Origin of the sequence: Actinacidiphila alni, assembly GCF_900112845.1 — a bacterium.
GTDB lineage: Bacteria > Actinomycetota > Actinomycetes > Streptomycetales > Streptomycetaceae > Actinacidiphila > Actinacidiphila alni.
This window is the reverse complement of record NZ_FONG01000025.1, coordinates 103,263-120,431: the sequence shown is the minus strand read 5'-3', so window position 1 is coordinate 120,431 and position 17,169 is coordinate 103,263. Positions and strand designations below refer to the sequence as shown.

The window sequence follows — 17,169 nt, the reverse complement described above, 5'->3', positions numbered from 1 at the left end:
CGTCTCCGACGAATCCTCGGTCACCGCAGGCAGCACCGTCGTCTCCGACGAATCCTCGGTCACCGCGGGAAGCACCGTCGTCTCCTCGGAGTCGGCCTCCTCGGCCGGCACCGCCCGGAGCACCGCCGTCTTCTCGGCATCCGGCACCGCCGGAACGACGTTCACGAGCGTCGTGTCGGAGGACGAGGCCCCGGGCTCGGCCGGCTCGACGGGCTCCACGGGCAGCGCCGTGACCTCGGTCGTCTCCTCCGTACCCCCGGACTCGGCGGCGGCAGCCGCAGCAGCGGCGGCCGCGGCCGCCTCCGTACGGGCCCGCTCGGCCCGCAGCAGCGCCTCCTCCGCCTTGCGCTGCTTCTCCAGGCGCCGTTCCTCCGCCTCGGCGCGCAGCCGCGCCTGCTCCTCGGCGAGCCGCCGGAGCCGTTCCTGCTCGGCGGCGCGGGCCGCCTCCTCCGCCTCGCGCCGCGCGGTCTCCTCCGCGGCGACGCGGGCCTCCTCCTCGGCGCGCAGCCGGGCGGCCTCCGCCTCGCGGGCGGCGGCGCGCTCGGCGATCTCGCGGCGCGCTTCCTCCTCGGCGGCGAGCCGGCGCTCTTCCTCCTCGCGGCGGAGCCGTTCGAGCTGCTCCTGGCGCTCGCGCTCCAGCCGCTCCTCCTCCGCCTTGCGGGCGGCCTCCTCGGCGGCGAGCCGGGCGGCCTCGGCGGCGGCCTGCCGCTCGGCCTCGGCACGGGCCTCGATCTCCTGCTCGGACAGCGGCAGGAGCTGGTCGAGCCGGTGCCGTACGACGGTGGTGACGTCGGCCGGGTCCTGGCCACCGTCCACGACGAGGTAGCGGCCGGGGTCGGCGGCGGCGAGCGTCAGGAAACCGGCGCGCACCCGCTGGTGGAAGGCGGCGGGCTCGGACTCCAGCCGGTCGGGCGCCTCGGTGAAGCGTTCGCGGGCGGCCTCGGGCGAGACGTCGAGCAGCACGGTCAGGTGCGGAACGAGCCCGTCGGTGGCCCAGCGGGAGATCCGGGCGATCTCGGTGGGCGCGAGGTCGCGGCCGGCGCCCTGGTAGGCGACGGAGGAGTCGATGTAGCGGTCGGAGATGACGACGGCGCCGCGTTCGAGCGCGGGCCTGACCACCGTGTCGATGTGTTCCGCGCGGTCGGCCGCGTACAGCAGCGCCTCGGCGCGGTGCGAGATCCCGCCGGACGCCACGTCGAGCAGGATCGACCGCAGCCGCTTGCCGATCGCGGTCGCGCCCGGCTCGCGGGTGACGACCACTTCGTGGCCCTTGGCGCGGATCCACTCGGCGAGCGCCTCGACCTGGGTGGACTTGCCCGCGCCGTCACCGCCCTCTATGGCGATGAAGAAGCCCGTCGCGGCCGGGGCGACGGCCGGTTCCGCGCCGGTCAGCGCCTCGCGCAGGTCCCGCCGCAGCGGAACGCCGCTGCGGTCGTCGGTCTTGCCGAGGACGAGCGCGGCGACCGGCAGCAGCAGCGCGCCGACCAGCATCAGGGTGTACGCGGCGCCGCCGTGGTCGAAGGTGAAGTGGCCCTTCTGGATGCGGTGCGGCCCGATCGCGCCGGCCACCGCGGGCCCGGCGATCACCGCCACGGCCAGCACGGCCCGGGAGACCGCGTGCAGGTGCTCGGTGGTACGGCCGCGCCGTCCCGCCTCCGCCTCCTGCTCGATGAGGACGTGGCCGGTGTTGGCGGTGACGCCCGCGGCGGCGCCGGTCAGCAGCGCCAGCAGCAGCACGGTGGTCTGGTCGGCGACGATGCCGGTGAGCAGCAGGCCGAGGCCGGTGATGCCGATGGACAGCGCGAGCAGGCGGCGCCTGGACAGCGCCGGGAGCGTACGCGGCGCCAGGCGGATGCCGCACACCGTACCGGCGGTCAGCGCCAGCACGAGCAGGCCGAAACCGGTCGGCCCGAAGCCGAGGTCGAGCGCGTGCAGCACCGAGACGGCGACGGCCGTACCGATCGCGCCGACCACCGCGGCGGTGGCCAGGACCAGCAGCGGCAGCGCGCCGGTCCGGCCGCGTTCCGCGCCCGCGGGGCCCTTGGGCAGCCGCAGCCCTTCGAGCGGGGAGCGCGGGCGCGCCACCGTGCCCGAGGGCAGTTCCAGCAGGTAGAGCACCGACATCGAGGACGAGAACAGGCCGGCCGCCACGTACGACGACAGCGCCACCTGGTGCTGGTCGAACCACGTCACGCCGACCGCGATCAGCGTGTTCACCAGCGTGACCACCACCATCGCGGCGGCGGCCAGCGGCAGCGCGGAGAAGCTGGTCCGCAGGTCGAGGCGGTGCAGCGTCGCCAGGTGGTCGGGCGCGGGCCGCACCGAGGTGTCGCCCGGCGGCGGCAGGAGCAGCGGGGCGGCGCCGTCCTTGGCGACCGCCCACAGCCGCTCGGCGATGCCCGTCACGAAGGCGGTCACCAGCAGCCACGTCAGCGCGTTGTGCTGCGACCAGGTGATCCACAGCGGCGCGACGATGAACAGGCCGAGGCGTACGGCGTCCGCGCCGATCATCGTCCACCGGCGGTCGAGCTTGCCGCCCTCGGCGGTCAGCGCCGACAGCGGGCCGAGCAGCACCGCGCCGAACAGCAGCGTCGCGACCAGGCGCGCGGCGAACACCGCCGCGACCGCCAGCGACACACCGCGGTATCCGCCGCCGTACGCGCCGTCGGCCGCCGCCGCCTGCACCGCCAGCCACAGCAGCACGAGCAGGCCGAGGCGGTCCGCGACGGCGCCCGTGAGTTGTGCGCTCCACAGTTTCCGCAGCGCCGGGATCTTCAGCAGCGCGCCGACGGCGCGCTCGCGGGAGTCCGCGGCCAGGTCCGTGGCGAACGCGTCGGTGACGGTGACGTCTGCGGCGGGCTGCTGCTGGGATGGCGTCATCCCAACAGCCTATCCGCCATGCGGCGCGCCATTCGGAGTGCGGTACCCCTTCCAGGGGCGCGGCCCCTGTGCCCGCGCGTGCGGAGGACCAGGCCCCTCAGGGGCGCGGGGAACTGCGCGCTCAGCCCCCACCGGCCGGTGGTCGCAAAAACAACAGCATCCGCCCCGCTGGGGGCGGTTTTTCACCCGCACCACGGATGTGGCTGAGCGCGCAGTTCCCCGCGCCCCTGTCGGGCGCCCTTACTTCTTGGAGGCGGCGGCCTTCTTCGCCGGAGCGGAAGCAGCCTTCTTCGTGGCCGTGGCCTTCTTGGCCGCGGCCTTCTTCGCCGGGGCCTTCTTGGCGGCAGCCTTCTTCTTGACCGGCCCCTTGGCCCGCTTCTCCGCGAGGAGTTCGTACCCGCGCTCAGGGGTGATGGACTCGACGTCGTCGTCGCGCCGCAGCGTCGCGTTGGTCTCGCCGTCGGTGACGTAAGGACCGAAGCGGCCGTCCTTGACGACGACGGGCCGCTCGCTGACCGGGTCGGTGCCGAGTTCCTTGAGCGGGGGCTTGGCGGCGGCGCGCCCGCGCTGCTTGGGCTGGGCGTAGATGGCGAGCGCCTCGTCGAGGGTGATGGAGAAGAGCTGGTCCTCGGTCTCCAGCGAGCGCGAGTCCGTGCCCTTCTTCAGGTAGGGCCCGTAGCGGCCGTTCTGCGCGGTGATCTCGACGCCTTCGGCGTCGGTGCCGACGACGCGCGGCAGCGACATCAGCTTGAGGGCTTCCTCAAGGGTGACGGTGTCGATGGACATCGACTTGAAGAGCGACGCGGTGCGCGGCTTGACCGCGTTCTTGCCGGTCTTCGGGGTGTCCTCGGGCAGCACCTCGGTGACATAGGGACCGTAGCGGCCGTCCTTGGCGACGATGGGCCGGCCGGTCGCCGGGTCGGTGCCGAGTTCGAAGTCGCCGCTGGGCTTGGCGAACAGCTCCTCGGCGTACTCGACGGACAGCTCGTCCGGCGGCAGGTCCTCGGGCACGTCGGCGCGGCGGTGGTCGTCCTCGCCGCGCTCGCCCTTCTCGATGTAGGGGCCGTAGCGGCCGACCCGCAGCATGATGCCGTCGCCGACCGGGAAGGACGAGATCTCCCGGGCGTCGATCGCGCCGAGGTCCTCGACGAGTTCCTTCAGGCCACCGAGGTGGTCGCCGTCCCCGTTGCCCGCGTCGGCGGCCGACGCGGCAGCCGGGGTCGGGTCGTCGTCGGAGCCGAAGTAGAAGCGGCGCAGCCACGGCACGGCCTGGGCCTCGCCGCGGGCGATGCGGTCGAGGTCGTCCTCCATGGAGGCGGTGAAGTCGTAGTCGACGAGCCGGCCGAAGTGCTTCTCCAGCAGATTGACGACGGCGAAGGACAGGAAGGTCGGGACGAGCGCCGTGCCCTTCTTGAAGACGTAGCCGCGGTCGAGGATGGTGCCCAGGATCGTCGCGTACGTCGACGGGCGGCCGATCTCCCGCTCCTCCAGCTCCTTGACCAGCGACGCCTCGGTGTAGCGGGCGGGCGGCTTGGTGGAGTGGCCGTCGGCGGTGATCTCCTCGGCACTGAGCGGGTCGCCCTCGGTGACCTGCGGCAGCCGGCGCTCGCGGTCGTCCAGCTCGGCGTTGGGGTCGTCGGCGCCTTCCACGTACGCCTTGAGGAAGCCGTGGAAGGTGATGATCTTGCCGCTGGCGGAGAATTCCGCGTCGCGGCCGTCGGCGGAGGCGCCGCCGACCCGGACGGTGACGGACTGGCCGACCGCGTCCTTCATCTGGGAGGCGACCGTACGCATCCAGATCAGCTCGTAGAGCCGGAACTGGTCGCCGGTCAGGCCGGTCTCCGCGGGGGTGCGGAAGCGGTCGCCGGAGGGGCGGATCGCCTCGTGCGCCTCCTGCGCGTTCTTGACCTTGCCCGTGTAGACGCGCGGCTTGTCCGGCAGGTAGTCGGCCCCGTACAGCTGGGTGACCTGGGCGCGGGCGGCGCGCACCGCGGTCTCCGACAGCGTCGTGGAGTCCGTACGCATATAGGTGATGAAGCCGTTCTCGTACAGCTTCTGCGCCACCTGCATGGTGGCCTTCGCGCCGAAACCGAGCTTGCGGGACGCCTCCTGCTGGAGGGTCGTGGTGCGGAAGGGCGCGTACGGGGAGCGGCGGTACGGCTTGGACTCGACGCCGCGGACGGTGAACTGCGTGTCGGCGAGCGCGGCGGCCAGGGCGCGGGCGGCGCTCTCGTCCAGGTGCAGCACCTGGGAGCCGGCCTTGAGCTGTCCGGTGGACGCGTCGAAGTCGCGGCCCTGGGCGACCCGGCGGCCGTCGACCGTGGTGAGCCGGGCGGTGAGGCTGGAGGGGTCGGAGGCGTCGCCGGCCCGGCCGGTGGAGAAGGTGCCGGTCAGGTCCCAGTAGTCGGCGGTGCGGAAGGCCATCCGCTCGCGCTCGCGCTCCACGACCAGCCGGGTGGCCACCGACTGCACGCGGCCGGCGGACAGCCGCGGCATGACCTTCTTCCACAGCACCGGGGAGACCTCGTAGCCGTAGAGCCGGTCGAGGATACGGCGGGTCTCCTGGGCGTCGACCAGGCGCTGGTTCAGCTCGCGCGGGTTGCGCACCGCTTCCTGGATGGCGTCCTTGGTGATCTCGTGGAACACCATCCGGTGCACGGGCACCTTGGGCTTGAGGATTTCCTGCAAATGCCAGGCGATGGCCTCGCCCTCGCGGTCCTCATCGGTGGCGAGGAAGAGTTCGTCGGACTCCTTGAGGAGGTCCTTGAGCTTCTTGACCTGAGCCTTCTTATCGGCGTTGACGACGTAGATCGGTTGGAAATCGCTGTCCACATTGACGCCGAGCCGCGCCCACGGCTGGCCCTTGTACTCCGCCGGCACTTCGGCGGCCCCGTTGGGGAGGTCGCGGATGTGCCCGACGCTGGCCTCGACGACGTATCCAGGGCCCAGATATCCCTTGATCGTTTTCGCCTTGGCAGGCGACTCGACAATGACGAGTCGCTGGCCGCTTCGTGCGGTCTCGCGGGTCGGGGACAACTTCGCTCTTCTCTCCCGGTAGAAGGTGTGTCGCTGCGGAGTGTGACCGTACCTCCCTGTCCCGTGTCAAACGGGAAAAGTCCACAACGCCACTGGAACGGTAACCCGACAACCGGTCTGTCTGCCGCATGGACGGTATCCCCGGCCGGATTCCCGGAAGCGCGCGGGGGCGCGTTCGCGGGGGCTCTTCCCCGGGCATGGCCATGATCACAGCCGTGGCCGGGCCGCGGTACGGCAGTGATTCTCCGCACGTCAGGGGACGGAGGGGGCATCGGGCCGACGTGCGAGTGGATGTGCGAATCCGGGGTGAACCGCGACGCGGCAGGTGCCGTACTGCAAAGATGTCCGGCAACGACAGCCACACACGAGCGCATCCAGGCGTTCAGCAGGGGGACGAGACATGTCCGACCAGAATCCGTACGGGCAGAATCCTTACGGGGACCAGCAGCCGGGCTACGGCTACCCGCAGCAGCCCGGGGGCCAGGCCCCCGGATACGGCTACCCGCAGCAAGGCGGCGCCTACCCGCCGCCGCCCGCCGGCAGCTACACCGGTGACCCGGCGGCGCCTTACGGTTACGACCCTTACGGGCGGCCGTATTCGGACAAGTCCAAGGTGGTCGCGGGAGTGCTGCAGCTCTTCCTCGGCGGCTTCGGCATCGGCCGCTTCTACACCGGGCACACGGGCATGGCGCTCGGCCAGCTCTTCACCTGCGGCGGCTGCGGCATCTGGGCGCTGATCGACGGCATCATGCTGCTGGCCGGCAATGACGCGACGGACGCGCAGGGCCGGGTGCTGCGTGGCTGACGGAGTCCGTCGGCCTGCGGTCGGCCGGTTCGACACCGGCCGGCCGCGTAGCCGTGGGCCCGTTCACGGACCCGCGACCGGGCCCGTACCCGGGCCCACGGTCGGCGCGGGACCGGGTGCGTCCCGGCCGCGCCGCCGGTCGGCGGTGCTCGGCCATCCGGCGACCGCTCCCTTGGCGACACTGGTCGCCGGGGCCGCCGCGTCCGTCTATCTCTACGGCACCGACCCGCACCAGCCGGGCCACTGGCTGCCGCGCTGCCCGTTCAACTGGGCGACCGGGCTGCTCTGCCCGGCCTGCGGCGGTACGCGGATGGTGTACGACCTCATGCACGGCGACTTCGTGCGGGCGTTCCACGACAATGCCGTCCTGCTGCTGGCCGCGCCCCTCGCGCTGTGGCTGCTCGGGCGCTGGCTGGTCGACGGTCTGCGCGGGCGCCGGCGGCGGCTCGTGGTGAGCCCGCGCGTGTCGATGGCCGTGCTGGGCGTGGCCGTGACGTGGACGGTCGTCCGCAACCTGTTCTGAACGGCGTTCAAAAGCGGTGCGCGATGTCCGTAGCGGTGCGCGATGCCCGTCCGCGCCCTGGAGGCCCTTCAGGTCGTCTCACACGGGCCGCGGCGTCCAGTCCACCGGGTCGAGGAAGCCCTGTTCGACCAGGAGCCGGATCGACTCGGGCGTACGGTCGCGCAGCACCACCGGGTCCTCGCCCAGCAGCTGGGCGATCGCGTCCACGATCCGGCCCGCGGTGAGCGTCCCGTCGCAGACGCCCGCGAAGCCCGCGCCGACGGTGTCGACCTTGGTGGCGCGCCGCATCCCGCGGGCCGCCCGCAGCACGACGTGCTCGGGGTCCTCCGCGCCCGGCAGCCCCACCTGTTCCTGTACGACCTCGGCGCCGAGCGTGAAGCGGGAGCCGAGCAGCGCCGCGTCGTCGTGGGTGCGCAGGAAGTCCTGGCGGGCGAACCAGCCCGCGATGTGCGGCCCGAGCGGCTGCTCCACCGGGTGCGGCCACTCCTCCGCGGTGATCACCGGCTGCTCGGCCCCGGATTTGCGCAGCGTGATCCAGCCGAAGCCGATCCCGTTCACCTTGCGCTGCTCGAATTCGTCGAGCCACGCGTCGTAGCGGGCGGCGTACGTGGCCGGATCCGTACGGTGGTCGCCGCCGTCGCGCAGCCACAGTTCCGCGTACTGCGTGACGTCCTGGACCTCGCGCTGCACGATCCAGGCGTCGCAGCCGCGCGGGATCCAGGAGGCGAGGCGTTCCCGCCAGTCCTGGCCCTCGGTGTGCTGCCAGTTGGCGAGCAGCTGGCAGTAGCCGCCGTCGTTGAGGTGGTCGGCGGACTGCCGCACCAGGGTGCGGCACAGGTCGTCGCCCGCCATGCCGCCGTCGCGGTAGGTGAACCGGCCGCCCGGGGAGATCACGAAGGGCGGGTTGGACACGATCAGGTCGTAGCGCTCGTCGGCGACCGGCTCGAAGAGGCTGCCCTCGCGCAGATCGGGCTCGCGGGCGCCGGACAGCGCCAGGGTGAGCGCGGCGAAGCGCAGGGCGCGCGGATTGACGTCGGTGGCGGTGACCCGGGTGGCGTGCCGCGCGGCGTGCAGGGCCTGGACGCCGGAGCCGGTGCCGAGGTCGAGGGCGCTGCCGACGGGCTCGCGCACGGTGAGCCCGGCCAGGGTGGTGGAGGCGCCGCCGACGCCGAGCACCAGATCGGCGCGGTCCACCCCGGGAGCGCCCGCCTCCTGCGGGCCGCCCGCGCCGATGCCGCCGGCGCCGCCGACCGCACAGCCGAGGTCGGAGACCACCCACCAGTCGGCGCCGTCGTCACCGGCGTACGGCCGTACGTCCACGGTGGCGCGTACGTCGTCACCGTCGCGTTCCAGCCAGCCGTCGGCGGCGTACTCCTCGATCCGCGGCAGGGCGGCGCGGGCCCGGTCGTAGGGGACGGGGCGTTGCAGGAGGAAGAGTCTGACCAGGGTCTCCAGCGGGCTGCCGCCGCGGGTGGCGCGCAGTGCGGGGACGGTCTCGGCGCGGGAGAGGGCCGCCCAGGCGGCGGCGCCGAGCAGGTCGAGGCAGCCGTCGGCGGTGAAGGCGGCGGCGCGCAGATCGGCGCGCAGCGCCTCGGCGGTACGGGCGGCGGGGAGGAGGGGCGTACTCACCCGGCCATTGTCGCGGAATCGCCGCGGCCCGGCGCCCTTCGTGCGGGGCGGCGGGCCGCGGCGGTCCTGACGTGAGCCCTGACGTGAGCCTTGTGCGCGCCCTAGGACGCGGACGGGGAGGCCGACGCCTGCTTGCAGCCGGGCTGCTTGGCCATGGCCTTGCCGACGTCGCCCTGGCGCAGCGAGTCGAGGGCCTGCTCGCCGTTCTTGCTGACCTTGCCCAGCGACTCGGACACGCCCTTGAGGCCGTCCGCGAACTTCGCCTGGTCGCTGGTGTCGAGCCCGTCGACCTGCTTCTTCAGCGTCGCGTACTGCGTGGACAGGCCGGTGAGGTCGGACACCGCGTCCTTCTGGATCTTGTCCCCGTTGTCGACCGGCGGCGCGCCGGCCTTGCTGACGATGTCGGCGAGCGACTTGTACGCCTCGGAGATCGACTGGAAGGCGGCGGAGTCGGCGGCCTTCACATCCTGCGGCTTGCCGTTGCTGTTCACCTGGGTGATCGCCGTGTTGGCGTCGTTGATCTTCTTGGTCTGGGCCGCGGCCTGGTCGCAGACGCCCTTCGCCCAGTCGTTCAGCTTCTTGTCGGAGTCGTCGCTGCACCCCGACAGCGCCAGCAGCATGACCGCACCGGAGAGCGCGGCCAGGAGCTTCTTGTTCACCTTCACCGGATGGTCCCTTCCGTGGCCTTACGGCCCCGGAACATACAGGGCTGACGGGTGGTCACCGCCAATCCGTGGGGTGATTCGTCCGATATTCAAGCCATTCGCACCAAGGTGCGGTGAGCGACCCCACAAGTAGGGTCACCCACCGCACTGTTGACGAGGCGTCGGATCGCCTCCGGAGCGGACCCGTACGGCCCTGCGCCTCCGGAGCGGTCGGATCAGGCCACGGTGGCCGTGTCCGGATGACGCCGTCCGGTGTCCCCGCCGTCCCCGTCGCCGTCGCCGTCCTCCATCGCGATGCCGCGCCGCTTGGAGAGGTAGACCGCCACGACGATGACGGCGATCGCGATCACGGCGACGGTGATCCGTACCCCGGGATTGGCGTCCACGCCGTAGCTGAACTTGACGACCGCGGGCGCGATCAGCAGCGCCACCAGGTTCATCACCTTCAGCAGCGGGTTGATCGCCGGGCCCGCGGTGTCCTTGAACGGGTCGCCGACCGTGTCGCCGATGACGGTCGCCGCATGGGCCTCGCTGCCCTTGCCGCCGTGATGGCCGTCCTCGACGAGCTTCTTGGCGTTGTCCCAGGCCCCGCCGGAATTGGCCAGGAACACCGCCATCAGGGTGCCGGCGCCGATCGCGCCCGCCAGGTACGAGGCCAGCGAGCCGACACCGAAGGTGAAGCCGACCGCGATGGGCGCGAGGACGGCGAGCAGACCCGGTGTGGCCAGCTCGCGCAGCGCGTCCTTGGTGCAGATGTCGACCACCCGCCCGTACTCGGGCAGTTCGGTGCCGTCCATGATCCCGGGGTGCTCGCGGAACTGCCGGCGCACCTCGTAGACCACCGAGCCCGCCGACCGGGAGACGGCGTTGATGGCGAGGCCGGAGAAGAGGAAGACGACGGCCGCGCCGAGCAGCAGCCCGACCAGGTTGTTGGGCTGGGAGATGTCCAGCGACAGCCAGCGGGCGTCGGACGCCGCCGGATGCGCCTTGTCGACCGCGGTGTCGATGGCCTCCTTGAACGAGCCGAACAGCGCGGTCGCCGCCAGGACGGCGGTGGCGATCGCGATGCCCTTGGTGATGGCCTTGGTGGTGTTGCCGACGGCGTCGAGGTCGGTGAGCACCTGGGCGCCCTCGCCGTGCACGTCGCCGGACATCTCGGCGATGCCCTGCGCGTTGTCGGAGACCGGGCCGAAGGTGTCCATGGCGACGATGACGCCGACGGTGGTCAGCAGGCCGGTGCCGGCCAGCGCGACCGCGAACAGCGCCAGCCAGACGGACGTGCCGCCGAGCAGGAAGGCGCCGTAGACGGACAGGCCGATCAGCACCGCCGAGTAGACCGCGGACTCCAGGCCGAGCGAGATCCCGGACAGGATGACGGTGGCCGGGCCGGTGAGCGAGGTCTTGCCGATGTCGCGGACTGGACGCCTGCTGGTCTCGGTGAAGTAGCCGGTGAGCTGCTGGATCACCGCGGCCAGCACGATCCCGATGGCGACCGCGACCATCGCCAGGGTGCGCGGGTCGCCGGAGTGGCCGGAGATGTCGGAGTCGACGCCCTTGAGGTCGGCGTAGGAGGACGGCAGGTAGGTGTAGACGGCGATGGCCACACCGACCAGGGAGATCACCGCGGAGATGAAGAAGCCGCGGTTGATCGCCGTCATGCCGCCGCGGTCGCTGCGGCGCGGCGACACGGCGAAGATGCCGACCATCGCGGTCAGCACGCCGATCGCCGGGATGAGCAGCGGAAAGGCGAGACCGGAGTCGCCGAAGGTCACCTTGCCGAGGATCAGCGCGGCGACCAGGGTGACGGCGTACGACTCGAACAGGTCGGCCGCCATGCCCGCGCAGTCGCCGACATTGTCACCGACGTTGTCGGCGATGGTCGCCGCATTGCGCGGGTCGTCCTCGGGGATGCCCTGCTCGACCTTGCCGACGAGGTCGGCGCCGACGTCGGCCGCCTTGGTGAAGATGCCGCCGCCGACCCGCATGAACATCGCCAGCAGGGCCGCGCCGAAGCCGAAGCCCTCCAGCACCTTGGGCGCGTCGGCCTTGTAGATCAGGACGACCGCGGACGCGCCGAGCAGTCCGAGGCCGACGGTGAACATGCCGACGACTCCGCCGGTCCTGAACGCGATCCGCATCGCCCGGTGCGAGACGTCGGTCAGATCGGCCGACGGTTCACCGGGCGCCGGGGTCGCCGCGCGGGCCGCGGCCGCGACCCGTACGTTGCTGCGGACCGCCAGCCACATGCCGACATAGCCGGTGACCGCCGAGAACACGGCGCCCACCAGGAAGAAGATCGAGCGGCCGATCCGCTGTGAGGTGGTGTCCGCGGGCAGCAGCATGAGCAGGAAGAACGCCACCACGGCGAAAATCCCCAGGGTACGGAACTGCCGTGCGAGGTAGGCGTTTGCGCCTTCCTGCACGGCAGCCGCGATCTTCTTCATGCTGTCGGTGCCCTCGTCCGCCGCGAGCACTTGACGTACCAACACCCAGGCGAGCGCGAGTGCGCCCAGGGCGACGACGGCGATGATCCAGACCAGGGTCCGATTTCCGTCGGTCAGTACCGGCGACGCGGCAAGCGTGTGAGGGGTAAGTGGCCCCGCCATTCGTCCTCCTTGACGTTTGGCGCATGGGCGTGCGGCTTCACGGCTCACAAGCCGCAACGCTCAGGCGAGCTGAGCAAGATGGACGGATTGTAGGGAGCCGCAGCACTTCAAAACAGGGTGCCGCGTGGAAAAAGGATATTCCCGCTCGATGGCATGCGCATGCGCTCGCGCGGCACAGCGGCGCGAGCACATGCGAGCAGAGCGGGGGATCAGGCGGAAACGGTCGGACGGTAGCGGTCAGGCCGGGGTGACGATCGGCCAGCTCATACGGATCACTCCGCCGGTGGCGGTCTCGGTGACGTCCACGTCGTCGACCAGGCCGCTGATCACGGCGAGGCCCATCTCGCCCTCGTCGCTCAGTTCGTCACCGCCCGCGTCGGGCGCGGCGCCCGCGGCATTGCCGGGGACCTCGTCGGCGACCTCGATGGAGAACTTCTTCTCCTCCTCGGTCAGCATCACGCGGACCGGTTCCTCCACCCCGTTGCCGCGGTGCAGACCCACGGCACGGCTGCACGCCTCGCCGACCGCGAGCCGTACTTCGTCGAGAACAGCCTCGTCCACCCCCGCCCGGCGCGCCACGGCAGCCGCGACGAGCCGTGCTGTGCGCACATGCTCCGGCTGGGCGCTGAAGAGCAGTTCTACGGTGGGCATGGCCTCCCCCTCGGTCCTCTGGCTGGGCATCACAGGGGCCCGGACGGCTGACCCGTCCGGTGCCCCTCGTCGGCGAACGTCAGTCGGTCGCCGCGACAGCCTCGTCGACCGAGGTGTGGATCGGGAACACCTTGGTCAGACCGGTGATACGGAAAATCTTGAGGATGCGCTCCTGGTTGCACACCAGGCGCAGCGATCCTTCATGGGCACGCACTCGCTTCAGCCCGCCGACGAGCACACCCAGGCCGGTGGAGTCGAGGAAGTCCACTCCCTCCATGTCCACGACCAGGTGATAACTCCCGTCGTTCACAAGCTCCACGAGCTGCTCGCGCAGCTTGGGCGCGGTGTACACATCAATCTCGCCGCCGACTTCGACGATCGTGCGATCGCCGACGGTTCGGGTCGACAGGGACAGGTCCACGGATCCTCCAGCACCTTGCATCGACGCGGCGCCCCCCTGGGGCCCCCACCAGAAGGTAGAGGACGGATCGACGGCCGCGATGGCATTCAATCACTTCGCAGCGGGCGAGCACGACGCCTTACTGCGATTGTCCGTCACGCCGGTGACACACTGAGTGCCGATGGCCCAGGATCATCTTCCGCAGTCGGCGCACGGCCGCCCGTCCCCCAGGACCGCTTTGGAGCGGCTGACCAGGGGGGCTGACCGAGCCGCGCGCATCACCCATACGGAGCACCTGCCCCCGCGGGTCGGCCGCCATGCATCCTGGCCCGACATGATCAGGAACGAGGTCGTGGACGCGATCCGCGCGGCCGGGATCGACCGGCCGTGGGAGCACCAGGCACTGGCCGCGGCGCACGCGGCGCGCGGCGAGTCGGTGGTCGTGGCCACCGGCACCGCCTCCGGGAAGTCGCTGGCCTACCTGGCGCCGGTGCTCAGCGCGCTGCTGGACGGCTCGGAGGCGCCCAACGGCCGCGGCGCCACCGCGCTCTACCTGGCCCCCACCAAGGCGCTCGCCGCCGACCAGCGCCGCGCCGTGAGCCGGCTCGCCGCCCCGCTGGGCACCGCGATCCGCTCCGCGGTCTACGACGGTGACACCCCGGTCGAGGAACGCGAGTGGGTCCGGCAGTACGCGACCTACGTGCTCACCAATCCGGACATGCTGCACCGCGGCATCCTGCCGGGGCACGCCCGCTGGGCCTCCTTCCTGCGCCGGCTGCGCTATGTGGTGATCGACGAGTGCCACAGCTACCGCGGTGTCTTCGGCTCGCACGTCGCCCAGGTGCTGCGCCGGCTGCGGCGGATCTGCGCCCGGTACGGGGCCGAGCCGGTCTTCGTGCTCGCCTCGGCGACGTCCGCGGACCCGGGGCGGGCCGCGTCCCGGCTCACCGGTGTGCCGGTGGCGGAGGTGACCGAGGACACCTCGCCGCGCGGCGGGCTCGACTTCGCGCTGTGGGAGCCGCCGCTGACGGAGCTGTCCGGTGAGCACGGCGCGCCCGTCCGGCGCACGGCCACCGCCGAGGCCGCGGAACTCCTCACCGACCTCGTCGTCCAGGGCGTGCGCAGCGTGGCCTTCGTCCGTTCCCGGCGCGGAGCCGAACTGGTCGCCCTGATCGCCCAGGAGCGGCTCGCCGAGGTCGACTCCTCGCTGCCCGGGCGTGTTGCCGCCTACCGGGGCGGCTATCTCGCCGACGAGCGCCGCGCCCTGGAACGCGACCTGCACTCCGGGCGGCTGCTCGGCCTCGCCTCCACCTCGGCGCTGGAACTGGGCGTGGACATCTCCGGCCTCGACGCCGTGCTGCTGGCCGGCTACCCGGGCACCCGGGCGTCGCTGTGGCAGCAGGCGGGCCGCGCCGGGCGGACGGGACAGGGCGCGCTGGCGATCATGGTCGGCCGGGACGACCCGCTCGACACCTACCTCGTCCACCACCCCGAGGCGATCTTCGAGCAGCCCGTCGAGACCACCGTCCTCGACCCCGACAATCCGTACGTCCTCGCACCGCACCTGTGCGCCGCCGCGGCCGAGCTGCCGCTCACCGAGGCGGATCTCGAGTTGTTCGGGCCCGAGGCGCCGTCGCTGCTGCCGCAGCTGGAAAAGCGCGGGCTGCTGCGGCGGCGGGCCGCCGGCTGGTACTGGACCCGCCGGGAGCGGGCCGCCGACCTCACCGACATCCGCGGCGAAGGCGGCCGTCCCGTGCAGGTCGTGGAGACGGCGACCGGGCGGCTGCTGGGCACGGTCGACGCGTCCTCCGCGCACACCGCCGTCCACGACGGCGCCGTCCACCTCCACCAGGGCCGCACCTACCTGGTCACCCGGCTCGACCTGGAGGACGGTGTGGCGCTGGTCGAGCCCGCCGACCCCGCCTACTCCACGATGGCCCGCGACACCACCGACATCCGGGTGCTCAGCAGCGACCTGGAGGAGCCGTGGGGCGAGGCCCGGATCCACTTCGGCTCCGTGGAGGTCACCCACCAGGTGGTCTCCTACCTGCGGCGCCGGCTGCTCACCGGCGAGATCCTCGGCGAGAGCAAGCTCGACCTGCCGCCGCGGACCCTGCGCACCCGGGCCGTGTGGTGGACCGTCACCGACGCGCAGCTGGACGCCGCCCGGATCCATCCCGAGGAACTGCCCGGCGCCCTGCACGCCGCCGAGCACGCCGCGATCGGCCTCCTCCCGCTCTTCGCGACCTGCGACCGCTGGGACATCGGCGGGGTCTCCATACCCCTGCACGCCGACACCGGGCTGCCCACCGTCTTCGTCTACGACGGCCACCCCGGCGGCGCCGGCTTCGCCGAGCGCGCCTTCCACACCGCCCGCACCTGGCTCACCGCCACCCGTGAGGCCATCGCCTCCTGCGAATGCGAATTCGGCTGCCCCTCCTGCGTCCAGTCGCCCAAGTGCGGCAACGGCAACGACCCGCTCGACAAGGCCGCCGCCGTCCGCCTCCTGGACTGCCTCCTCGCCCCGGCCGCCGCTCCCCACATCCCGGGCCCGTCCCGCCCGGTGGTCGCGGAGGGTGGCGGTGCCGCGGTGGGCGGTGCGGGCGGCGCCCGCACGGGCGCGGGCTCGGTCGGGGCCGCCGCCCGGGACGGGGGCGGAGGCCGGGCGAAGCCCGACGACGGGGGCTCGGGCTCGGTCGAAGGCGCCACCCCGGCCGGAGCCGGAAGTCGGGCCAAGCCAGGCGACGGGACGACGTCCGGCGGCGGGGGCCGGCGGAAGGGGGCCGTCGGGAAGCGGGGCGGTGGTGGTTCCGCTGCCGGGGACGGCGACGGGGTCCGGGAGGGCTGAGGGGCCCGCGCGGGAACGGACGCGGGCGCCGTCGACCTCGGCGGTGACGTCGGAGATCTCGCCCCGCACAGCGCAGCTCACCAGGCGGGCGCTCTGGGCCGAGGCGACCTCGGCGGCCAGAGCGCAGGCGGTCGCGCGACCTTCCAGGGCGTGATCGGCCGCGGCGAGCGCCGCCAGATCGGCGGCGCCGCCGGCCCGGTGGCGGGCGACGATCGCCTGGTCCATGAAGAGCACCGCGGCGAAGACCGCGCACAGCACCGCGATCAGGCCGAGCGACCACACGGTGGCCGATCCGCGGTCGTCGCGACCCGCGCGCCCGGTCCCGGTCACGGTGGACCACCTCCGCCCACGGAGTCCTCGGCGAGCGCGACGGCCTCGGCCCGCACCGTGATGGGGAAGCGCGGCGCCGGGACGGTGACGGTGACCCGGATCAGGTCGCCCGAGCGGGTCACGTTCACCCGGGCGCCGGGCGGCGCGGCCTCCCGCGCCACCCGCCGCACGTCGCCCGGTGCCTCGGACCGGGCCGCGGCCCGGGCTCCGGCCCGTGCCGCGTCCACGCACCGCACCTGCGCCGCCGCTGCCATCAGGCCCCAGATCAGCGCCGCGGTGAGCGCCACCAGTACCGGGATCACCATGGCGGCCTCGGCCGTGACGTAACCGCCGTCCGGGCGCGGGCGGCCGCGCCGCCGCCGACGCCCGGGCGCGGCCCCGGCCCCGGAACCCGCCTCAGAAGGGCACATGGAGGGCCTTCACAATCACGCCGTTCAGCGCCGAGTGCACCGGTCCGCTCGTCACGATCTTGTAGAGCACCGCCGCGAAGCCGCACGCCGCGATCGTCCCGACCGCGTACTCGGCCGTGCTCATCCCGGCCTCCGCCGCCGAACGGGTGGCGTCCCGGCAACGTGCCGCCCGCCGCCGCAGCCGCCCGATGTACCGCCGCCGGTCGGCACGCGCCTTGCGGACCGCGTCGGCGGCACGCGGAATCGGTACGGGCGCGACCGGCATGGCAGTGGTCGGCATCGCAGTGGCCGGCACCGCAGTGATCGGCACCGTCGCGGTCGGCGCGAGCTGTGCGTGGGTCGTGTGATGTGTCATCGGAATCTCCTTGATGTGTGAGTGGACTTGA

At 72.6% G+C, this 17,169-nt stretch carries 12 protein-coding genes and 1 pseudogene; 3 read left to right on the top strand and 10 right to left on the bottom strand.

What is annotated here, in order from left to right; translation table 11 throughout:
* Positions 1-2,880 (bottom strand): dTMP kinase (gene tmk / locus BM076_RS31005; protein ID WP_245796557.1); only part of this gene is annotated, 2,880 nt, incomplete at its 3' end.
* Positions 2,881-3,120: 240 nt separating this feature from the next.
* Entirely contained in the window at positions 3,121-5,916 is a 2,796-nt protein-coding gene (gene topA, locus BM076_RS31000; protein ID WP_093717060.1) for a type I DNA topoisomerase, read from the bottom strand.
* Positions 5,917-6,316: 400 nt separating this feature from the next.
* On the opposite strand from topA, the gene BM076_RS30995 reads away from it, so the two are divergent.
* Positions 6,317-6,721, top strand: coding sequence for a TM2 domain-containing protein (locus tag BM076_RS30995; protein ID WP_093717059.1), 405 nt, complete (start codon positions 6,317-6,319; stop codon positions 6,719-6,721).
* A 145-nt stretch (positions 6,722-6,866) separates the two neighbouring features.
* Entirely contained in the window at positions 6,867-7,244 is a 378-nt protein-coding gene (locus tag BM076_RS30990; protein WP_245796556.1) for a DUF2752 domain-containing protein, read from the top strand.
* Positions 7,245-7,322: 78 nt separating this feature from the next.
* On the opposite strand, the gene BM076_RS30985 is transcribed toward BM076_RS30990, so the two are convergent.
* The 5 genes from BM076_RS30985 to bldG form a co-directional block, all read right to left on the bottom strand.
* Positions 7,323-8,873 (bottom strand): DUF7059 domain-containing protein, encoded by a 1,551-nt coding sequence (locus BM076_RS30985; RefSeq protein ID WP_093717057.1) that lies wholly within the window; start codon positions 8,871-8,873, stop codon positions 7,323-7,325.
* Positions 8,874-8,974: 101 nt separating this feature from the next.
* Positions 8,975-9,532: a small secreted protein gene (locus tag BM076_RS30980; protein WP_093717076.1), complete on the bottom strand. Its 558-nt coding sequence runs from the start codon at positions 9,530-9,532 to the stop codon at positions 8,975-8,977.
* A 221-nt stretch (positions 9,533-9,753) separates the two neighbouring features.
* A complete protein-coding gene (locus tag BM076_RS30975; RefSeq protein WP_093717056.1) occupies positions 9,754-12,144 on the bottom strand; it encodes a sodium-translocating pyrophosphatase in 2,391 nt (796 codons plus the stop codon).
* A gap of 237 nt (positions 12,145-12,381) precedes the next feature.
* Positions 12,382-12,795 (bottom strand): ATP-binding protein, encoded by a 414-nt coding sequence (locus BM076_RS30970; protein WP_093717055.1) that lies wholly within the window; start codon positions 12,793-12,795, stop codon positions 12,382-12,384.
* A 79-nt stretch (positions 12,796-12,874) separates the two neighbouring features.
* On the bottom strand, positions 12,875-13,216 hold the full coding sequence (gene bldG / locus BM076_RS30965; RefSeq protein WP_031520166.1) for an anti-sigma factor antagonist BldG: 342 nt from the start codon (positions 13,214-13,216) through the stop codon (positions 12,875-12,877).
* Positions 13,217-13,376: 160 nt separating this feature from the next.
* Here bldG and BM076_RS30960 point away from each other — a divergent pair, with 160 nt between their 5' ends.
* Entirely contained in the window at positions 13,377-16,043 is a 2,667-nt protein-coding gene (locus tag BM076_RS30960) for a DEAD/DEAH box helicase (RefSeq protein WP_245796554.1), read from the top strand.
* 69 nt (positions 16,044-16,112) lie between these two features.
* Here BM076_RS30960 and BM076_RS38370 read toward each other — a convergent pair.
* From BM076_RS38370 to BM076_RS38365, 3 genes and pseudogenes are all read right to left on the bottom strand, one after another.
* Positions 16,113-16,301: pseudogene (locus tag BM076_RS38370) on the bottom strand (Rv3654c family TadE-like protein); the annotation flags it as partial.
* A gap of 68 nt (positions 16,302-16,369) precedes the next feature.
* Positions 16,370-16,783 carry a TadE family type IV pilus minor pilin gene (locus tag BM076_RS30950; RefSeq protein ID WP_093717054.1) on the bottom strand — a complete coding sequence of 138 codons (414 nt, stop codon included), beginning with the start codon at positions 16,781-16,783 and terminating at the stop codon, positions 16,370-16,372.
* Complete coding sequence (locus tag BM076_RS38365) at positions 16,770-17,138, bottom strand: DUF4244 domain-containing protein (RefSeq protein WP_407640737.1); 369 nt, start codon at positions 17,136-17,138, stop codon at positions 16,770-16,772. The genes BM076_RS30950 and BM076_RS38365 overlap by 14 nt, the downstream gene beginning before the upstream one ends.
* Between the last annotated feature and the right edge of the window lie 31 nt (positions 17,139-17,169).

Excerpts from the sequence above, each read along its gene's own strand:
- BM076_RS30995 (WP_093717059.1), top strand. The coding sequence starts at position 6,317 with ATGTCCGACCAGAATCCGTACGGGCAGAATCCTTACGGGGACCAGCAG.
- BM076_RS30975 (WP_093717056.1), bottom strand. The coding sequence starts at position 12,144 with ATGGCGGGGCCACTTACCCCTCACACGCTTGCCGCGTCGCCGGTACTG.
- BM076_RS30970 (WP_093717055.1), bottom strand. The coding sequence starts at position 12,795 with ATGCCCACCGTAGAACTGCTCTTCAGCGCCCAGCCGGAGCATGTGCGC.
- BM076_RS30960 (WP_245796554.1), top strand. The coding sequence starts at position 13,377 with ATGGCCCAGGATCATCTTCCGCAGTCGGCGCACGGCCGCCCGTCCCCC.
- BM076_RS30950 (WP_093717054.1), bottom strand. The coding sequence starts at position 16,783 with ATGTGCCCTTCTGAGGCGGGTTCCGGGGCCGGGGCCGCGCCCGGGCGT.
- BM076_RS38365 (WP_407640737.1), bottom strand. The coding sequence starts at position 17,138 with ATGACACATCACACGACCCACGCACAGCTCGCGCCGACCGCGACGGTG.